16 protein-coding genes, 2 pseudogenes and 1 riboswitch are annotated in these 17,849 nt (G+C 71.7%); of the genes and pseudogenes, 11 read left to right on the top strand and 7 right to left on the bottom strand.

Annotation, left to right across the window (positions count from 1 at the left end; genetic code table 11):
* Window positions 1-167 precede the first annotated feature (167 nt).
* The 3 genes from MTF65_RS01600 to MTF65_RS01590 all read left to right on the top strand — a co-directional run bounded on the left by MTF65_RS01600 (window position 168) and on the right by MTF65_RS01590 (window position 2,165).
* On the top strand, window positions 168-737 hold the full coding sequence (locus MTF65_RS01600) for a GNAT family N-acetyltransferase (RefSeq protein WP_243626343.1): 570 nt from the start codon (window positions 168-170) through the stop codon (window positions 735-737).
* Window positions 738-808: 71 nt separating this feature from the next.
* Window positions 809-979, top strand: coding sequence for a 50S ribosomal protein L32 (gene rpmF, locus MTF65_RS01595; RefSeq protein WP_243626342.1), 171 nt, complete (start codon window positions 809-811; stop codon window positions 977-979).
* A gap of 7 nt (window positions 980-986) precedes the next feature.
* Entirely contained in the window at window positions 987-2,165 is a 1,179-nt protein-coding gene (locus MTF65_RS01590; RefSeq protein ID WP_243626341.1) for a GTP-binding protein, read from the top strand.
* 76 nt (window positions 2,166-2,241) lie between these two features.
* Here the strand turns inward: MTF65_RS01590 and MTF65_RS01585 are convergent, their stop codons facing one another.
* Window positions 2,242-2,511, bottom strand: coding sequence for a hypothetical protein (locus MTF65_RS01585; protein WP_243626340.1), 270 nt, complete (start codon window positions 2,509-2,511; stop codon window positions 2,242-2,244).
* Here MTF65_RS01585 and MTF65_RS30585 point away from each other — a divergent pair.
* A pseudogene (locus tag MTF65_RS30585) lies at window positions 2,405-3,707 on the top strand (MFS transporter). The gene MTF65_RS01585 and the pseudogene MTF65_RS30585 sit on opposite strands and share 107 nt — an antisense overlap.
* A gap of 65 nt (window positions 3,708-3,772) precedes the next feature.
* On the opposite strand, the gene MTF65_RS01575 reads toward MTF65_RS30585, so the two are convergent.
* Window positions 3,773-4,429, bottom strand: coding sequence for an ABC transporter permease (locus tag MTF65_RS01575; protein ID WP_374207134.1), 657 nt, complete (start codon window positions 4,427-4,429; stop codon window positions 3,773-3,775).
* A gap of 463 nt (window positions 4,430-4,892) precedes the next feature.
* Window positions 4,893-5,023, top strand: a riboswitch (FMN riboswitch).
* Window positions 5,024-5,264: 241 nt separating this feature from the next.
* On the opposite strand from MTF65_RS01575, the gene ribB reads away from it, so the two are divergent.
* From ribB to MTF65_RS01560, 3 genes are all read left to right on the top strand, one after another.
* A complete protein-coding gene (gene ribB / locus MTF65_RS01570) occupies window positions 5,265-5,921 on the top strand; it encodes a 3,4-dihydroxy-2-butanone-4-phosphate synthase (RefSeq protein ID WP_243626338.1) in 657 nt (218 codons plus the stop codon).
* A 62-nt stretch (window positions 5,922-5,983) separates the two neighbouring features.
* A complete protein-coding gene (locus MTF65_RS01565; RefSeq protein ID WP_243626337.1) occupies window positions 5,984-7,048 on the top strand; it encodes an ABC transporter substrate-binding protein in 1,065 nt (354 codons plus the stop codon).
* Window positions 7,049-7,247: 199 nt separating this feature from the next.
* Window positions 7,248-7,685 carry an SRPBCC domain-containing protein gene (locus MTF65_RS01560; RefSeq protein WP_243626336.1) on the top strand — a complete coding sequence of 146 codons (438 nt, stop codon included), beginning with the start codon at window positions 7,248-7,250 and terminating at the stop codon, window positions 7,683-7,685.
* Between the two features lie 58 nt (window positions 7,686-7,743).
* Here the strand turns inward: MTF65_RS01560 and MTF65_RS01555 are convergent, their stop codons facing one another.
* Window positions 7,744-9,012, bottom strand: a complete 1,269-nt coding sequence (locus MTF65_RS01555; protein WP_243626335.1) for an MFS transporter — start codon at window positions 9,010-9,012, stop codon at window positions 7,744-7,746.
* On the bottom strand, window positions 9,009-10,388 hold the full coding sequence (locus MTF65_RS01550; protein ID WP_243626334.1) for a rhodanese-like domain-containing protein: 1,380 nt from the start codon (window positions 10,386-10,388) through the stop codon (window positions 9,009-9,011). Before MTF65_RS01550 ends, MTF65_RS01555 begins: the two co-directional genes overlap by 4 nt.
* A gap of 100 nt (window positions 10,389-10,488) precedes the next feature.
* Here MTF65_RS01550 and MTF65_RS01545 point away from each other — a divergent pair, with 100 nt between their 5' ends.
* Window positions 10,489-11,157 (top strand): metalloregulator ArsR/SmtB family transcription factor, encoded by a 669-nt coding sequence (locus tag MTF65_RS01545; protein WP_243626333.1) that lies wholly within the window; start codon window positions 10,489-10,491, stop codon window positions 11,155-11,157.
* 3 nt (window positions 11,158-11,160) lie between these two features.
* Here the strand turns inward: MTF65_RS01545 and MTF65_RS01540 are convergent.
* Window positions 11,161-11,496 (bottom strand): annotated as a pseudogene (locus MTF65_RS01540) (DNA polymerase III subunit beta); the annotation flags it as partial.
* A 135-nt stretch (window positions 11,497-11,631) separates the two neighbouring features.
* Window positions 11,632-12,570: a 2'-5' RNA ligase family protein gene (locus MTF65_RS01535; protein ID WP_243626332.1), complete on the bottom strand. Its 939-nt coding sequence runs from the start codon at window positions 12,568-12,570 to the stop codon at window positions 11,632-11,634.
* A 74-nt stretch (window positions 12,571-12,644) separates the two neighbouring features.
* On the opposite strand from MTF65_RS01535, the gene MTF65_RS01530 reads away from it, so the two are divergent.
* Window positions 12,645-13,388: a DUF72 domain-containing protein gene (locus MTF65_RS01530; protein WP_243626331.1), complete on the top strand. Its 744-nt coding sequence runs from the start codon at window positions 12,645-12,647 to the stop codon at window positions 13,386-13,388.
* A 16-nt stretch (window positions 13,389-13,404) separates the two neighbouring features.
* On the opposite strand, the gene polX is transcribed toward MTF65_RS01530, so the two are convergent.
* Window positions 13,405-15,144, bottom strand: coding sequence for a DNA polymerase/3'-5' exonuclease PolX (gene polX, locus MTF65_RS01525; protein WP_243626330.1), 1,740 nt, complete (start codon window positions 15,142-15,144; stop codon window positions 13,405-13,407).
* 104 nt (window positions 15,145-15,248) lie between these two features.
* On the opposite strand from polX, the gene MTF65_RS01520 reads away from it, so the two are divergent.
* A complete protein-coding gene (locus tag MTF65_RS01520) occupies window positions 15,249-16,478 on the top strand; it encodes a CapA family protein (protein ID WP_243626329.1) in 1,230 nt (409 codons plus the stop codon).
* On the top strand, window positions 16,444-17,838 hold the full coding sequence (locus MTF65_RS01515; RefSeq protein ID WP_243626328.1) for an NADP-dependent succinic semialdehyde dehydrogenase: 1,395 nt from the start codon (window positions 16,444-16,446) through the stop codon (window positions 17,836-17,838). The genes MTF65_RS01520 and MTF65_RS01515 overlap by 35 nt, the downstream gene beginning before the upstream one ends.
* Window positions 17,839-17,849: the final 11 nt, after the last annotated feature.

Below are 17,849 nucleotides of genomic sequence, written 5' to 3'. Positions count from 1 at the left end.
GGGACTTCCTCTCAGACCGCCATCACAGCTCTTGGGCATGCGTGCGGCACGGACTGCCTGGCAGGAGGCCTCCGGACCGACGAAGGAGAAGCTATCGGAAATCGTTTTCATTTCCAATAGACCGCTCTTCGCGGTAGCCTGCCGCTCCTGAAACCGGAGGTGGAGTGATGAAGAATCTGACGCAGCATCAAAAAGTGGGCGCGTACGTGGTACGGCACGCCGAACCGGAGGATGTGCACGGCGCGCGCAGCGTCATGCTCGACACCTTCTACCGGGAGTTCGACTACGGCTACGTCCCCCGGTGGCACTCCGACGTCGTCGACATCGACGGCACCTATCTCCGCCACCCGCGCCACACCCTCGTCGTGGCGGTGCGCGACAGCGAGGTGGTGGGCACCACCGCACTGCACTCCCGGGGCCCCCTGCACCCACCGCACCCGCGCTGGCTCGCCGAGCGCTACCCGTCGGGGCGCACGGCACAGCTTCTGCGCGTGTACGTGCGCCCCGGACATCGCCGGCACGGGCTGGCCCGCGCCATGGTTCGGACGGCGTGCGAGTTCGCCGCCGGCATCCCCGGGTACGAGAGCATCTACTTGCACACGAATGTCGACGTTCCCGGTGCGGAGGGGTTCTGGCGCAGCCTCGCCACCGAGGTCTGCGATGCCCGCACGACGGGTGAGCACGGCGGCTACGGGACGGTCCACTTCGAGATCCCGATCCCCGTCGCGCGCGCATAATTGGTAATGGAATCCATTTTCATATAGCCTCGCGGACGACGACGCCTACCGACTCACCCCAGGAGATACCGATGGCCGTACCCAAGCGGAAGATGTCCCGCAGCAACACCCGCCACCGCCGCGCCCAGTGGAAGGCCACCGCGCCGCAGCTCGTCCCGATCACGGTCGACGGCTCCGTGTACCAGGTACCGCAGCGCCTGGTGAAGGCGTACGAGCGCGGCCTGCTCCGCCCCGAGGGCTGAGCACCTGATGACGACGTACGATCGACTGCCCGTGACCGTCCTCTCCGGCTTCCTCGGCGCGGGAAAGACCACCCTGCTCAACCACGTCCTCGGCAACCGCGAGGGGCTGAGGGTCGCGGTCATCGTCAATGACATGAGCGAGGTCAACATCGACGCCGCGCTCGTCCGCGGCGGCGAGGCGGCCTTGTCGCGCACCGAGGAACGCCTGGTCGAGATGACCAACGGCTGCATCTGCTGCACCCTGCGCGACGACCTGCTCGAAGAGGTCGAACGCCTCGCCCGCGAGGGACGCTTCGACTACCTGCTCATCGAGTCCAGCGGCATCTCCGAGCCCATGCCCGTCGCCGCGACGTTCTCGTTCCCCCGCGACGACGGCGCCACCCTCGGCGACCTCGCCCGCCTCGACACCATGGTCACCGTCGTCGACGCGGCGAACTTCCTGCCGGAACTCGGGGGTGGCGATGAACTCGCCGCGCGCGGCCTCGCCCCGTACGAGGACGACGAACGCACCGTCAGCGACCTCCTCATGGACCAGATCGAATTCGCGGACGTCATCGTCCTCAACAAGCTCGACCTGGTCGGACCGGACCAGGCGGCACGGCTGCGCGCCACGCTCGCCCGCCTCAACCCCGAGGCCCGGATCGTGCCCGCGGTACGGGGACAGGTGGCGCTCCAGCAGGTCCTGGGCACCGGCCTGTTCGACGTCGAACGGGCGCAGCAGGCCCCCGGCTGGGTCAAGGAACTCAACGGAGACCACGTTCCGGAAACGGAGGAGTACGGCATCTCCTCCCTCGTCTTCCGCTCCGACCGCCCCTTCCACCCGGGCCGGCTCTGGACCTTCGTCACCAAGGGCCTCGACAGCGGCACCTTCGGCCACATCCTGCGCTCCAAGGGCTTCTTCCGGCTCGCCAGCCGCCCCCGGGTCACCGGCCTGTGGTCACAAGCCGGCGCGGTGGCCCGCTTCGAACCCTCGGGCGCCGTCGGCCAGGACACCGCCCAGGGCCAGGAACTCGTCTTCATCGGCACCGGGCTTCGCCCCGACGCCCTCCGGGCAGCCCTCGACGCCTGCCTGCTCGACCCGGGCGAGCCCGTACCCGCCGAGGACGACTTCCCGGCGTGGGAGACCTACGGCATCGACGACGCCTGCGAGCACGAACAGCCGCACCCGGTTTCCGAGGCGGCCTGAGACTCCGGGCTGGGCGGTGGTCGCAGCCACGGCACCGCCCAGCCCGGTAAGCCGCTCCAACGATTCGCGTGTCCGGTCAGCCGGTCCCTGGTTCTTCAGGACTCGTGCTGACCGATCGCTGCCGCTTGGGGCGGCGGCCCGTTGACGCGGGGCGGACCGGGGGCGGGAGGGCCTTGCGGTCGCATGTGCCGTTGGGGGTCAGGGAGAGCTCGGGGAGGACCACGACGGACGACGGGAGCATGTACTCGGGGAGTCGCGCGGCCAGTTCGGCGCGGACGGCGCCGGGGTCCAGGCGGGCCGACCCCGGCCGCCGCAGCCGGCCACCGCGCAGCGCACGCCGGGTCACCCTGCCCACCTACCACTTCGAGCGGGCCCGGCACTGGATCGGTCCGCCCGACCGTACGCGGGAGGCCGCGCCGGCGGCTCCGGGGCGGGCGTCGTCCCCGGTCCCGACGCCGACGCCGACCCCGACGTGGCCGACCGGGGATCCGAGCCCGACGCACCTGCGACGGAGCGGGCCCGGCGGGCTGTCCCGCCTGCTGCCGGAACCGGGCCCGGCCCGCCTGATCGTCCTCGTGTCGCTGATCGGCAGCATCGGACTCGGGCTCTACATATCCGGCAGTTCGGTGTACTTCGTGCGGTCGGTGGGCCTCTCGGCGACCCAGGTCGGCCTGGGCCTGTCGGTGGCCGGCCTCGCGGGACTCGGCCTCGGCGTCCCGATCGGGCACCTCGCCGACCGATACGGCGCCCGGGAGGTGACGCTCGTCCTGGTCGGCTTCCAGGCGGTGTTCCTGGTGTCGGCGACCCTGGTGCACTCGTTCTGGCTGTTCCTCCTCGTCGCCACTGGACTGGGGGGTGGCGGAGAGCGGCGCGGACGTCGGCCGGCAGGCGATCCTGTCCGGGCTGATCCCGCCGGAGCAGCGGGTCACGGTGTCCGCGTACAGCCGTGCCGTCTTCAACGGCGGCTTCTCGCTGGGCGTGCTCGCCGCGGGCCTCGCGATGTCGATCGACACCCAGGCCGCCTACACCTCGCTGATGCTCGGCAACGCCGCGACCGCCGTGACCGGAGGCCTGCTGTACCTGCGGATGCCACGCATCCCCGGCACCCGGCGGACGAAGGACGCGGCCTCCGGCCGCACCGCCGTACGGGACCTGCCCTACCTGGCGATGTCGCTGGTCAGCGGGACGATCATGCTCGGGGACATCATCTTGACGGTCGGGATGCCGCTGTGGGTGGTGACGCACACCCAGGCGCCCCGGCCGGCGGCCGCGTGGCTGATCGGCATCAACACGCTGATGGTGATGCTCCTCCAGGTGCGGACGGCTCGCGGGGCCGACTCACTCGCCGGTGCGAAGCGGCTGCACGGCTGGGCCTTACTGAGCCTGGCGGCGTCCTGTGTGCTCGCGGCGCTGACCGGCTCCCTGCCGACCTGGCCCGCGGTGGCGCTGCTGGCACTGGTGACCGTCCTGCTGACGCTGGGCGAGCTGTGGGGCAACAGTGCCCGGTGGACTCTCCGTTACGACCTGGCGGCGACCCGGTGACAATTCGCTGGGCGGAACGGACCCGGCCGGAACCGGCCGGGGGCTGACGGACCGGGGCTGAGCGCTCAGCGCTCCAGCCATGCCTCCAGCCGACGCATCGCGCCGTACATCGCCATCGCCAGCAGCGACAGCATCAGGAGCGTGGCGAACATGCCGACGGTGTCGGCGCCGTTGCGCTGTACGGCGAGCAGCTGCCCCAGCCCCTCGCCGCCCATGACGAACTCGCCGACCACGGCTCCGGTGACGGACAGCGTGAGACCGGTCCGGATGCCCGCCAGAACGCTCGGCAGCGCCAGCGGGAACTCGATGTGGCGCATCAGGCCCCAGGCGCCGACGCCGTCCACCCGGGCGGCGGCCAGGACCTCGCGGTCGAGCCCGCGGATTCCCAAGGTGGTGTTGACCAGGATGGGAAAGAAGACCATGAGGGCGCAGAGCACGACGACCGGCAGCAGGCCGTAGCCCAGCCACAGCGCGAGCAGGGGCGCGAGGGCCACGGCGGGCAGCGCCTGGGTGGCCGCCAGATAGGGCTGGAGGGCCCGGGCGGCGAGCCCGCTGCGTGCCACGAGATAGCCAAGCGGAACCGCGACCGCGGTGCCCAGCAGGACGCCGGTGAGGCTTTCGCGCAGCGTCGTACCGGTGGCCTCCAGCAGGGGACCGCGGGTGACGGCGGCGAGGAACTCGCGGCCCAGGTCGGACGGAAGCGGAAGGAAGAACGGAGACACTGCCCCGCTGCTTACCACAGCCGTCCACAGGACGAGTATCAGCACACCCGGTATCGCCGGCGGCACGACGGCCCGGAGCACCTTCCGGACCGTACCCGCGCTCGTTCCCGTACCCGCGCTCGCTCCCGTGCGAACGCCCTTCGGTGTGCCCGCTTCCGCACCCGCCCCCGTGCCCTTCCCCGTGCCCGCGGTATCGGCGCCCGTGGCTGCGCCTGTTGTCCGGTCGGCCGCTCTGACCTGTCCCAACGCCCGTTCTCCTTCGTCCCCGTCGCGGTCTGGTGGCACCGGCCGGGGGCCTTCCGGCATGCCCGGCGGGCACCGAGATCTTGCCACAGCGGTACATCGCGCCCCGTGGGCCCACGACGGGCCGGCGACGGGCCCGCGGCCGAGCTCCGGAAGCCGGAATGTGGCGCAGGACACGTCCACAAAGCGAGACGGCTGTGCCAAGATCCTCTCCGAGTGTTCGCGCGCTCCGGGGTCGGTGTAATTCCGAACCGGCGGTGATAGTCCGCGACCCAGCTGAAGCCATCAGCTGGTTGACCTGGTGGAACTCCAGGACCGACGGTGAAAGTCCGGATGGTAGGCAGTGCGCGGCGACATGTTGTTCCGGATAGTGGTGGTTCGCAGACGGACCGCTGCCCGGAACACTGCTCGCTTTCCCCGGAACGGTGTCGGTACACGGAGCCGGCCTTCCTTTCAGAGTGCCTCTCCTGTCGTGCCGCCCACCGTCCATCGAGGCAGGCCGACCTGTGCCTGCCCGCATGGCCGCGTTCTCTCGCAGTTACGTATCAGCCGGACGTCATCCGTCCGATTGGTCCCGACCGCAGGAGAGCCAATGGCAACAGCACACATGACCACTGACCGTCTGCAACAGGTGGAGCAGGCGATCCACGCCTTCTCCCAGGGGCAGTTCGTCGTCGTGTTCGACGACGAGTCCCGGGAGAACGAGGGCGACCTCATGGTGGCCGCCGAGTACACCGACGAGGCGGCGATGAGGTTCATGCTCGACCACACGTCCGGCGTGGTCTGCGCGGCGCTGCCGTACGAGCGCTGCGAGGAGCTCGACCTGCCCCAGATGGTGGCGGAGAACTCCGGACTGCACGGGACGGCCTTCACCGTCTCCGTCGACCTCGTCGAGGGCGGCACCACCGGAATTCCGGCGGCGGAGCGGGCTCGTACGCTCCAGGCCCTCGCCGATCAGCACGCCCGGCCGGGCGACTTCGCCCGGCCCGGACACATCTTCCCGGTCCGCGCCGCGCGCGGCGGCGTACTGGAGCGCGACGGCCACACCGAGGCGGCCGTGGACCTGTCCCGGCTCGCGGGCCTGTCGGGCGTGACCACGATGTGCGAGATCGTCCTCGCCGACTGGAGCATGGCCCGGTACGCGGACCTGCGAGAGCTCGCCGCCCGTGAGGGCCTGGCGCTGATCTCGGTGGGCGACCTCGCGGCGTACCGCACCGGCCTGGAAGCGGCGGCGGCCGACCAGTCATGACAATGCCAACCAACTCGGCGTGCGGATCGGCGCGTTCGGGAAGACAGGAAGCCAAGGAACACGTGCACAGTCACACCCGGCCGGGGAGAAGCCGTGCGGCCGCCACCCTGTCCGCGCTCGCCCTGCTCGCCACCGTGACCGTCGCCGGCTGCGGAAACGCCGACGACGGCGGCAAGGGGGCCGGCGGCGCGGGCGGCGACGGACGCGGGGGCGGCGCCCCGCTGACCGTGGGCCTCACCTACGTGCCCAACATCCAGTTCGCCCCGTTCTACGTGGCCGAGTCGCTGCACTATTACGAGGAGGCGGGGCTCAATGTGAAGCTCCGTCACCACAGCTTCACCGACGCCCAGTTCGGCGCACTGGCCGCCGGACAGGAAGACGTCGTGTACGCGGGTGGCGACGAGATGCTCCAGGCGCGCTCGCAGAAGGTCCCCGTGGTGAACGTGGCCACGCTCTACCGCAAGTACCCCGTCGCGGTGATGGTCCGGTCCGATTCCCCGGTGAAGGAAGCGGCCGACCTCAAGGGACGGACCATCGGTACGCCGGGACCGTACGGCGAGACGTACTTCGCCCTGCTCGCGCTGCTGAAGAGTGCGAACCTGTCCACCTCCGACGTGAAGATCCAGAACATCGGCTTCACCCAGCAGGCAGCGCTCACCGGCGGCAAGGTCGACGCCGTGACGGGCTACCTGAACAACGACGCCGTCCAGTTCGCCCAGTCCGGAACGGACGTGCGGACGATCCAGCCGGCCGGCTCCGCGCCGTCCCTGCCGCTGGTCGCGGCGGGTCTGGGCGCCTCGCAGAAGACGGTCGACGGCCGGTCCGCGGACCTCAAGGCGTTCATCGCCGCCACCCTCAAGGGCTTGCAGTACACCATCGACCACCCCAAGGAGGCGGTCGAGCTCAGCAAGAAGACCGTTCCGGGCCTGGAGGATCCGAAGAAGCAGGCCGACGCGCTGGCCGTACTCAACGCGTCCCTGCCGCTGATGAAGACCGAGGGGGCCGCCAAGCCGGGCCAGAACGACGCCGCCCAGTGGAAGCAGATGGAGGAGTTCATGCGGTCGCACAAGCTGCTGACGAACCCCGTGTCCGTGGACGAGGCGTTCGACAACTCCTTCCTGCCGTAACCCGGCCGCGGCACCCGTCGGGCGCGTCCGGCCTAATGGCGGGGCAGTCGGTATCGCGCCATCATGGAACTGTGTCGCGTCGGGCAGCAGGCGGCTGACCGTGCCCTGGTGCCGGGCCACGCGGCCGTCGGCCAGGTCCGATGCGATCGCGAGCACGCCGGAGGGCGCGGCCAGGCGGTCATAGCGAAGGGACCGCGCAGTGAGCACAGACGTAGTCACGCTGGAGCGGCACATCGCCGCCCGCCCCGCCACGGTGTTCTCCTTCTTCACCGAGCGCGACAAGTGGCTGGCCTGGATGGGCAAGGACGGCGAGTTCACCTTCGAGCCCGGCGGCGCCTACCGGACGAACGTCAGGGGCGACAACGTCGCCGAGGGGCGGTTCGTCGAGATCGACCCGCCGAGGCGGCTGGTCTTCACCTGGGGCTGGGCCGAGGGCGGCATGGCCGTACCCCCCGGCTCCTCCACCGTGGAGATCACCCTCGAACCGCTCGGCGAGGGCACCGTGCTCCGCCTGGCCCACCATGGCCTGCCGTCCCCTGAGGCCTGCTCCGCCCACGCGGAGGGCTGGACGCACTACCTCCGCCGCCTCGTGGTCTGGGCAGAGGGCGGCGACCCGGGCCCCGACGACTGGATGTGACCCGCAGTCGGCCAGCTACCGGCGGCGCAGCGGACGGGGCCCCGGACGGGGCGACGGGTCAGGTGCGCGGGTGCGTCTCGTACATGCGTACCGCGACGAGGAGACCGGAGGCCGCGGTGAGGGCGGCGATGGCCCAGATGGCCGTCGTTAGGCCGTAGGCGTCGGCGAGGACTCCGGCCAGCAGCGCGCCGACGGCGAAGCCGCCGTCGCGCCACAGCCGGTAGACGCCTACCGCGCGGGCGCGCCAGGCGGGGTGGGCGACGTCGCCGATGACGGCGAGGAGGGTGGGGTAGACGAGGGCGGTGCCGATGCCGAGCAGGATCTGGGCGATGGCCCAGACGCCGAAGGTGGTTCCGGCGGCGACGAGCCCGATGGCGGCGGCCTGGAGCAGCATGCCCGCCGTGATGAGGTGTTTGCGGCCGATGTGGTCGGACCACCAACCGGTGAGCATCTGTCCGACGCCCCACACCGCGGGGTAGAGGGCGGCGAGGATACCGATCCGCGCGATGGACAGGCCGTGGGCGGCGAAGAGGAGGGGGAAGATGCCCCAGGCCAGGGCATCGTTGAGGTTGTTGACCAGGCCTGCCTGGCTGGCGGCCGAGAGGGCTTTGTCGCGGAAGCTGGTGAGGCGGGCGATCTGACCGGTGGTCAACTGCCCGTCCTGGCCCCCGGCTGCCGGGGCCCGGTGACGGGCGGCTTCGAAGCGGGCGTGCTCGCGGGTCTCGCGTACGGCGAGGGTGGACAGGCCCAGTGCCAGGACGGCGTAGGCGGCGCCGAGCAGGAAGGGCGCCGGGCGCAGCCCCGCGTGTTCGGCGATGGCGCCGGTGGCCATGGCGGTGGCGGCCACGGCGACGTAACCGGCGGCCTCGTTGAAGCCCATGGCCAGGCCGCGCCGTTCCGGTCCGACCAGGTCGATCTTCATGATGACGGTGGTGGACCAGGTCAGACCCTGGTTGACGCCGAGCAGGACGTTGGCGGCGATGATCCAGCCCCAGGACGGGCCCCAGGCCAGCATCGCGGGCACCGGCAGCGCGATCAGCCATCCGGCGATCAGCACGGGTTTGCGGCCGAATCGGTCCGACCAGGTCCCGGCGAAGAAGTTGGTGACGGCCTTCGTCGCGCCGAAGGCGAGGATGTACGTGAGTCCGAGCGTGGCGGTGGGCAGGTGGAAGACGTCCTCGGCGAGGAGCGGGAGGACGGTGCGTTCCTGGCCGAGCATCCCGCCGACCAGGGCGTTGACGGCGACGAGCAGGCTGAACTGGGCCAGGTTGGCGCGCAGGCCGAGGCGTGTGCCTGAGCCGGTCTCACTGGTGGCGCGAGTGGTCACGCGCCCTCCTCCAGGGCTCGGCCGGTGGCCTTGGCCCAGTCGGCGGGCCCGCCGTCGAGGACGGCGAGGTCCTGGTGTCCGGCGCGCTGGAGGAGGCTGGCGGCGGTCATGGCGCGCTCGCCGTGACCGCAGGCGACCACGGCGCCCTCGGGGGCGTCGGCGGAACGCGCGGCGAGGTCTCCGAGTTCGATGTGGACCGCGTCCGGGATGTGTCCGTCGAGGTGCTCGGCGCGCTGCCGGACGTCGAGTACGGGACGACGCTCGGCGATACGGTCGGCGATACGGTCGGCGGGGAGCAGCTCGATGCGCTGCTGCCGGCCTCCGTCGGCCGTCCAGGCTTCCATGCCTCCGTCGAGGTGGCCGGCCAGCCGCTCGTACCCGATCTTCAGTGCCTGCCAGGTGAGTTCGGCGAGGTCCTGGCCGGGGGCGGCGACGAAGACGATCGGGGTGTCGTCGGGCAGCAGCCAGCCCAGCCAGGTGGCGAACTGGTCGCGCAGCGCGATGGAGACGGCTCCCGGGATGTGGCCGTGGGCGAAGTCCACCACGCGTCGTACGTCGACGAGATGAGCGCCCTCGCCGAGGAGAGCGCGGACCTGCGCGGGGGAGAGCGCCGTGAGCGCGGGGGCGGAGGTGAGGACCGCGGGCCCGCGCCGGTTCGCCTCGCCGAGCCGGTCGAAGTAGGAGGGATAGGAGCCGAGGCTTCCCAGCAGCCGCGCGACGAAGGCATCCTCGTTCGGCGCGGCGAGCAGCGGGTTGGCCCGTCGCTGGTCACCGATGGTGGTGGTGCGTTCGGCACCGGGCGGGGCGGAGCAGAAGGAGCCCGCGCCATGCGTCGGCCAGACCGCCGTGCCGTCCGGCAGCCCGGCCAGTCGCCTCAGCGAGTGGTACTGGGCGCGGGCCAGCTCCTCGGCTCGGTCGGCGCCGAGGAGGTCCGTACGGGCGGCCGAGCCGACGATCAGCGAACCGCCCGTGAATACGCCCAGTTCGCGGGTGCCGTCCAGGAGCAGGAAGGAGAGGTGTTCGTCGGTGTGGCCGGGGGTGGCCAGCGCGCGCAGGGTCAGGCCGTCGAGATCGGTCTCCTCGCCGTCGGCGAGCGGGGTGTGCGGGAAGGCGCGGTCCCCCGCGGCGGAGGCCAGTACGGTCGCGCCGTCGTCGGCAGCCAGCTGCACCGCCCCGGACAGGAAGTCGGCGTGCAGATGCGTGTCGGCGGCGTAGGCGACGGTCAGGCCGCGCCGGTCGGCCGCCGCGCGCAGGGCGCGCAGATCCCGGCTCGCGTCCACGGCCAGGGCCCGGCCGTCGCCGAGGTCGACGAGGTAGGCGCTGTTGCCCAGACCTTGGTCGACCAGCGGAATCAGATGATCGTCGACGAAGCCCATGAGGTCCTCCCTCTGCCACGGTAGGCGCCGAGTGGTCTCGGCACCCACCCACCCACCCATGGATGCAATTACAATATTCCATGGATCTATGGAGGATGCTATGGGAGATGCCGCACGGAAGTCGGCGCTGTACGACGCCTTCGCTCACACGGGTAAGGCGCTGAGCAGTGGAAAACGTCTGGAACTGCTCGACCTGCTGGCTCAGGGCGAGCGGACGGTCGATGCTCTGGCGAAGGCCGCGGGGCTGAATCTCACCACCGCGTCGGCGCATCTGCAGACCCTCAAGCAGGCCGGACTGGTCACCACCCGCCGCGAGGGCGTACGCATCCACTACCGCCTGGCCGGAGACGACGTCGCCGCCCTCTACGCGCTGCTGCGCCGGGTCGCCCAGACCCACCAGGCGGGCGTCGAGGCCGCCCGCACCGCCTATCTCGGCGACGACCAGCCGGAAGCGGTCGGGCGCGAGGAACTGCTCACCCGCGCGAAGGCCGGCGAAGTAGTCGTCCTGGACGTACGTCCCGCCGCGGAGTACGCGGCCGGCCACATCCCCGGCGCCCTGTCCATCCCCCTTGAGGAACTCGCCGACCGCGTCGCCGAGCTGCCCGCGGACACCGAGGTCGTCGCCTACTGCCGGGGCGAGTACTGCGTCCTGGCCCACGACGCCGTACGCCTGCTGCACGAGCGGGGCCGCAAGGCGGTCCGGCTGACCGACGGGATGCTGGAGTGGCGCCTGGCCGACCTGCCCGTGGACAGCGGGACCGCCGCATAGGCCTCACCTCTCCAGGCGGACCGGCATCAGCATCGAAAAGGTGTCCTCGGTGTCGGTCCGACGGATCGCCAGGGGCGCCGTAGGGGCGCCGTAGGGGCGCCGAACTCCAGGACCAGTTGGTCCCGGGCTCCGGCGGCGAGGGCGTGCAGCAGGAACTCGCGGTTGACGGCGACGTGGTCCTGACCGTCGTCACCGTCTTCGCAGACGGTCACCGCGCCCTCGGCCGGTTGCCAACGCCTCCCGGAAAGCGGGGACATCGACAAGGGCACGGCGCCCCGCGGGCAGGCGGACGAGGCGACGGTAATCAGGAAAGTCGTGATCCAGGCACTGGCCGGCCGCCGCTCAGTCCGCTGTCCCGGGCCATCTCACCGATACTGCGCATCTCGTTCTCCACACCCAGAACTCTGAGCCCTCCACCAAGTCGAGGGTCAACAGCCAGCTTGCGGGTACAGCACGAGCGGCGTGGGGGCGGGGTCAGTGGAGCGTGGGGACGGCGCCGCCCTCTGCCCGCTCGATCTCTACGCCGGGCAGCCGGCCCACCCAGCCGGCGGCGACTTCGGCGAGCCGGGCCCCGTCCGGCGGCGTGCGCCCGAGGCCGATCGCCAACCGGGCCCAGTCCGCGCCGGTGTCGAACGGACGGGGCCACGCGCGGGCGTCTGCCGTTCCCGCCTCCGCCAGGGCGGTGAGCAGTACGGGAAGCTGCTCGCGTACGCGGTCCAGGCTCGCGCCGAGCTCTTCGCCCGGCCTCGCGTACACGGTCAGTACGGCCCACGCGGCGTTCTGCCGGTGCGAGGGCGGCGTGCCCGGTGGAGCGGTCCGCGGGTCGGGCTGCCACCGCACCTCGCCCGTCCCGAGGGCGATCGTGGCGCGTGGACACATCCGCTCCGGGCCGCGGCGCGAGAGCACGACGAACTCGTCCACCTGCGTGGACATACTGCCCAACCGCGCGGCACACTCCGCGGCCAGTCGGTGCGGATCCCGGGTCCGTCCGAGGGAAAGGTGCGGCGTGAAGCGGGCGGAGCGGCCGCGGCACAGCGGGAAGCGCTCCAGCAAAGCGCGTCGGAGCCCGGCCCAAGGGGCCGGGTCGGCCGCGGCGGGGTCGAGCCACACGGTCGCGTAGTCGCGGTGCCGGAAACTGTGCACGCCGCTCAGCCTGATGCCGAACGGCGCACGCTCGGCGGCGGCGACCGCCAGCAGCGGAACGGCCGCCTCGAAGTCAGACTCCGGGACGAAGCCGAAGAGCAGGTTCACATGCGGCGGCCACCGCCGGATCTGCGGATCGTGCTCTTCGCGGATGCGCTGGATCGCGGGCCAGAGTTCCGAGGGGGGAAGCCACGCGACGGCGGTCCGCGGCGTGCTCCCGACCTCGAAGACGCCCCGGACACCGGGTCCGCCCCTGGTGGTCGCGTCCACACACCCACGCTAACGGCTCCCCCGGGCTGTGTACGGCCGGGCGCCGACGGCCCGCCTGGGGCAGCATGGACGATATGGCCGTCTACGTCGGCACCTCCGGGTGGCAGTACCGGGACTGGTCCGGGATCCTCTATCCGCCCGACCGGCCACAGCGGCTGTGGCTGGAGGAGTACGCGGCGCATTTCCGCACCGTGGAGAGCAACAACGCCTTCTACAGGCTGCCGTCCCCGGAGACCTTCGCCCAGTGGCGTGAGCGCACTCCGCCCGGCTTCGTCATCGCGGTCAAGGCCAGCCGATACCTGACGCACATCAAGCGGTTGCGCGAGCCGGAGGAACCGGTCCACCGGCTCATGGCGCACGCCGCTGCCTTGGGTGACCGCCTCGGTCCCATCCTCCTCCAGCTGCCGCCCACCCTGCGAGGCGACCCGGCCGCACTGGACGCCTGCCTCGCCGCCTTCCCCGCGGGTACGCGCATCGCCGTCGAACCCCGGCACGAGTCGTGGTGGACGGCGGACACACGGGCGGTGCTCACCGCGCGGGGAGCGGCCCTGTGCTGGGCCGACCGGGAATCGCGGCCCGTGACACCGGTGTGGCGGACCACCGACTGGGGCTACCTCCGTTTCCACGCGGGCCGCGCCCGACCCGCGCCCCGGTACGGCCGGACGGCCCTGCGGTCCTGGGCGCGCCGGATCGCCGACGCCTGGCCGGAGGAGGCGGACGTCTTCGCCTATTTCAACAACGACGTGGGCGGAGCAGCGGTGATCGACGCCCGGGCATTCAGCCGTTTGGTGCCCCTCCCCCGCCCGCCCCAACGCTGACGCGGGCCGGTTCGCATCACCCCGCCGCCCGGAGCTGTCGCTTCTCGCGCAGGAAGCGTTGCAGGCGGGAGTACGGCCAGGCGTTGACGACGTCCTCCTTCGTCAGCCACCCGCGCTGCGCCGTGCCCACCCCGTACCGCAGGTACGGCAGATGCGTGGTGGAGTGCGCGTCCGAGTCCACCGCGAACTTCACCCCGTGGGCTCTGGCCCGCAGGATGTCCTCGTCGCACAGATCGAGCCGGTCCGGGTGCGCGTTGACCTCCAGGACGGTGCCGGTACGCGCGCAGGCCGCGAAGACCGCGTCGAAGTCGGCGTCCACGCCGGGGCGTCTGCCGATCCGCCGGGTCGTGGGGTGGCCGATGACGGCGACGTACGGGTTCTCGCAGGCGCGGATGAGGCGCCGGGTCATGTCCCGTCGGCTCTGGTTGAAATGGGAGTGCACCGAGGCCACGCACAGGTCGAAGTCGGCGAGGAACGCGTCGGGCCAGTCCAGCCCGCCGTCCGCGCCGATGTTGAGTTCCGTGCCGTGCAGCAGCCGCATCCCGTGGACGGTGCGGTCGAGGGCGCGGACCCGCTCGCGCTGCGCGAGGATCTTCTCCTTGGTCATGCGCTGCATGGCGAGGTCCGGCGCGTGGTCGGTGACGGCGTAGTACGCGTATCCGCGCGCGGCGGCGGCCGCGACCATGTCCTCCAGGGAGGCGAGGCCGTCGGTGAGGTCGGTGTGTGTGTGCAGGTCTCCCCTGATGTCGGCGTCCGCCACCAGGGCGGGGAGTTCGCCGCGCAGTGCGGCCGCGATCTCCCCGCGGTCCTCGCGCAGGGGCGGCGGGATCCAGGGCAGGCCGAGGCGGGCGTAGATCTCCTCCTCCGTCTCCGAGGCGAGGTTCTCGCCGCTCTCGGCGTCGAAGAGCCCGTACTCGGAGAGCTTGAGCCCCTGCCGCACGGCGAGCGCGCGGGTGCGGACGTTGTGCGCCTTGGACCCGGTGAAGTACTGCAGTCCCGCTCCCCAGGAGGCCGGGGGCAGGACCCGCAGATCGACCTGGAGGCCGGTGGTGGTGCGGATGGACGTCTTCTTCGCGCCGTGCGCGATGACCTCGGCCGTGTACGGGAGCCCGGCGAGCGCCGTCATGAACGGCGCCGACTCCTCCGCCGCCACCAGGATGTCGAGGTCCCCGATCGTCTCCCGCATCCGGCGCAGCGAACCGGCGTAGGCGCACCGTACGCATCCCGGGATCCGGGACATCTCGGAGACGATCTCCTCGGCGAGCTCCATGGCGGCGCCGATGAGGATGCGGGTGCCGGCGGTCTGGATCATGGAGATGCCGTGGAGGATGTTCTGCTCGGTCCGTTCGCCGAAGCCCTTCAGGTCGCGCAGCCGCTCCTCCTGGATGGCGTCCCGTAGCTCCTCCACGGAGGAGATGCCGAGTTCCTGGTACAGGACCATGGCCTTGCGGGGTCCCAGCCCGGGGATCCGGATCAGCTCGCGCACGCCCGCGGGGATCGAGGCCCTGGCGGATTCGAGCTCGGGGACGTTCCCGGTGCGCAGGTACTCGACGACCTTGTCGGCGATCGAGCGGCCGACGTTGGGGATCTCCCGCAGGCCCTTGGCGTCGAGCTGGGCGACGTCGGCCGGGTGGCTGCCGATGGCGCGGGCGGCCTTTTCGTACGCCCGTGCCTTGAAGGCGTCCCCGCCGGTGATCGCGATCAGGTCGGCGTACTCCTGGAGCATCGCCTCGACCTGTTCGTTGGCCCTGGCCATATCTCCAGGGTGCCTCCCATCGCCGGGCCTGTCCTCGCCGGGCCTGTCCTCGCCCGCCCGCCCTCTCCTCGCCCGGCCGCATGCGGGCGTTCTAGCCTGGAGTCATGGGCGGCGAGCGGCTCCTGCTGTGTCTCTGCGGGGATGTGATGCTCGGCCGCGGCATCGACCAGATCCTGCCGCACCCCGGGGATCCGGCCCTGGAGGAGGCGTACGTACGGGACGCCCGCACGTACGTGGAGCTGGCCGAGGCCGTCGGCGGCGCGCTGCCGCAGCGGCCGGTCGGTTTCTCCTGGCCGTGGGGCGAGGCCCTGAAGGTGCTCGACGCGGCGGCGCCCGACGTGCGGATCCTCAATCTGGAGACGTCCGTCACGCGGAGTGACGAAAGCACACACGGCAAGGCCGTCCTGTACCGGATGCATCCCGCCAACCTGCCGTGCCTGCTCATGGCCCATCCGGACGTGTGCGTCCTCGCCAACAACCACGTCCTGGACTACGGCCGCAGCGGGCTCGGGGACACCCTCGACGCGCTGGCCGCGGCGGGTCTGCGGACGGCGGGGGCGGGACGGAACCTCGCCGAGGCGCAGCGGCCCGCCGCCGTCCCGCTGGCGGACGGCACGCGGGTGGTGGTCCACGCCGTGGGCATGGCCTCCAGCGGGATTCCGCCGGGCTGGGCCGCCACGGCCGAGCGCTCCGGGGTCGCCTTCGCGGCCGAGGCGTCGCAGGCGGCCGCCGCCGAGGTGGTGGAGCGGATGCGGAGCGTGAAACGGCCCGGGGACCTCACCGTCGTGTCGGTCCACTGGGGTTCCAACTGGGGCTACGGCGTCCCGCGCGACCAGGTCCGATGCGCGCACGCGCTCATCGACGGCGGCGCGGACGTCGTGCACGGGCACTCTTCGCACCATCCCCGCCCCATGGAGGTGTACCGGGGGAGGTTCATCACCTACGGCTGCGGCGACCTCGTCAACGACTACGAGGGCATCGGCGGTTACGAGGAGTTCCGGGACGACCTGCGGCTGCTGTACCTGGTCGCGGTGGACCCCGGCACCGGACTGCTCCAGGACGTCCGCGTCGTGCCCCTGCGGTCGCGTCGGCTGCGGCTGTGCCGGGCCTCGGACGCGGACTCCCGGTGGCTGGACGAGGTGCTGGCCCGGATCTGCCGCGGCTTCGGCGCCCGCGTCGGGCGCGATCCGGACGGCACGCTCCGTGTCACCCCGGCGGCAGACGGCCCCGCGTTGCGCGACCCTCCCCCAGGGGGCAGGGTCGAGAAGGCTGCCGAGCCACGAAGAGGAGGAGGCGACGATGGCCATCGCCACGGTCAACCCCGCCACAGGTGAGACGGTACGCACCTATGACCCCCTGGGCGCCGACGACATCGAACGGTGTCTCGCCGAGGCCGCGCGGGCCTTCGGCTCGTACCGCACGACGGGCTTCGCCGAGCGGGCCGCCCTGCTGAAGCGGGCGGCGGACCTGCTGGAGACGGAGGGGGAGGACATCGCGCGGACCATGACCATCGAGATGGGCAAGCCGCTGGCGGCCGCCCGCGCCGAGGCGGCCAAATGCGTGAAGGCCATGCGCTGGTACGCCGATCACGCGGAGTCCCTGCTGGCCGACGAGCGCCCCGCCGAGGCCGACGTCCGCGACAGCGGTGCGTCGGCCGTCCGGGCGCATTACCGGCCGCTCGGGGTGATCCTCGCCGTGATGCCGTGGAACTTCCCCCTCTGGCAGGTCATGCGGTTCGCCGCGCCCGCTCTGATGGCGGGCAACGTCGGCCTGCTCAAGCACGCCTCCAATGTCCCGCAGACCGCCCTCTACCTGGGCGGTCTCTTCGAGCGGGCCGGCTATCCGCGCGGCTGCTTCCAGACGCTGCTCATCGGATCCGGCGCGGTCGAGTCGGTCCTGCGCGATCCCCGTGTCGCGGCGGCGACGCTGACGGGCAGCGAGCCCGCGGGGCGCGCCGTGGCCTCGGTCGCGGGTGACGAGGTCAAGAAGACCGTGCTGGAGCTGGGCGGAAGTGACCCGTTCGTCGTGATGCCCTCGGCGGACATCGAGCGGGCCGCGAAGACCGCCGTCACCGCGCGGGTCCAGAACAACGGGCAGTCCTGCATCGCGGCCAAGCGCTTCATCGTGCACACCGACGTGTACGACGCGTTCGCGGAGCGCTTCTCCGCCGGCATGGCGGCGCTCAGCGTCGGCGACCCGCTGCTCGATTCCACCGAGGTCGGGCCGCTCGCCACCGAGCAGGGCCGCGCCGATCTGGAGGAGCTGGTCGAGGACGCGGTACGCGGCGGTGCGACCGTACTGTGCGGCGGACGGCGTCCGCCGGGGCTGGAACGGGGCTGGTTCTACGAACCCACCGTCCTCGCCGACGTCTCGTCGGAGATGCGCGTCGACCAGGAGGAGACCTTCGGGCCCGTGGCGACGCTCTACCGGGTGGCGGACCTCGACGAAGCCGTGCGGCGTGCCAACCACACGCCCTTCGGCCTCAGTTCGAACGTGTGGACGCGCAGCGACGAGGACGTCGAACGGTTCGTCCGTGATCTGCAGGCCGGCGGGATCTACATCAACGGCATGACCGCCTCGCACCCGGCGCTGCCGTTCGGCGGCGTCAAACGCTCGGGATACGGCCGGGAGTTGTCCGGGCACGGCATCCGCGAGTTCTGCAATGTCACCACCGTCTGGCGGGCCGCCGACTGACCTCTCCGGCA

It is taken from the genome of Streptomyces sp. APSN-46.1 (assembly GCF_022815725.1).
Taxonomy (GTDB): Bacteria; Actinomycetota; Actinomycetes; order Streptomycetales; family Streptomycetaceae; genus Streptomyces.
This window is presented reverse-complemented; position numbering and strand designations above follow the sequence as displayed.

Coding starts and splice junctions, on each gene's coding strand:
- MTF65_RS01600 (WP_243626343.1), top strand. CDS start 168: ATGAAGAATCTGACGCAGCATCAAAAAGTGGGCGCGTACGTGGTACGG.
- rpmF (WP_243626342.1), top strand. CDS start 809: ATGGCCGTACCCAAGCGGAAGATGTCCCGCAGCAACACCCGCCACCGC.
- MTF65_RS01590 (WP_243626341.1), top strand. CDS start 987: ATGACGACGTACGATCGACTGCCCGTGACCGTCCTCTCCGGCTTCCTC.
- ribB (WP_243626338.1), top strand. CDS start 5,265: ATGGCAACAGCACACATGACCACTGACCGTCTGCAACAGGTGGAGCAG.
- MTF65_RS01550 (WP_243626334.1), bottom strand. CDS start 10,388: ATGGGCTTCGTCGACGATCATCTGATTCCGCTGGTCGACCAAGGTCTG.
- MTF65_RS01545 (WP_243626333.1), top strand. CDS start 10,489: ATGGGAGATGCCGCACGGAAGTCGGCGCTGTACGACGCCTTCGCTCAC.
- MTF65_RS01530 (WP_243626331.1), top strand. CDS start 12,645: ATGGCCGTCTACGTCGGCACCTCCGGGTGGCAGTACCGGGACTGGTCC.
- polX (WP_243626330.1), bottom strand. CDS start 15,144: ATGGCCAGGGCCAACGAACAGGTCGAGGCGATGCTCCAGGAGTACGCC.
- MTF65_RS01520 (WP_243626329.1), top strand. CDS start 15,249: ATGGGCGGCGAGCGGCTCCTGCTGTGTCTCTGCGGGGATGTGATGCTC.
- MTF65_RS01515 (WP_243626328.1), top strand. CDS start 16,444: ATGGCCATCGCCACGGTCAACCCCGCCACAGGTGAGACGGTACGCACC.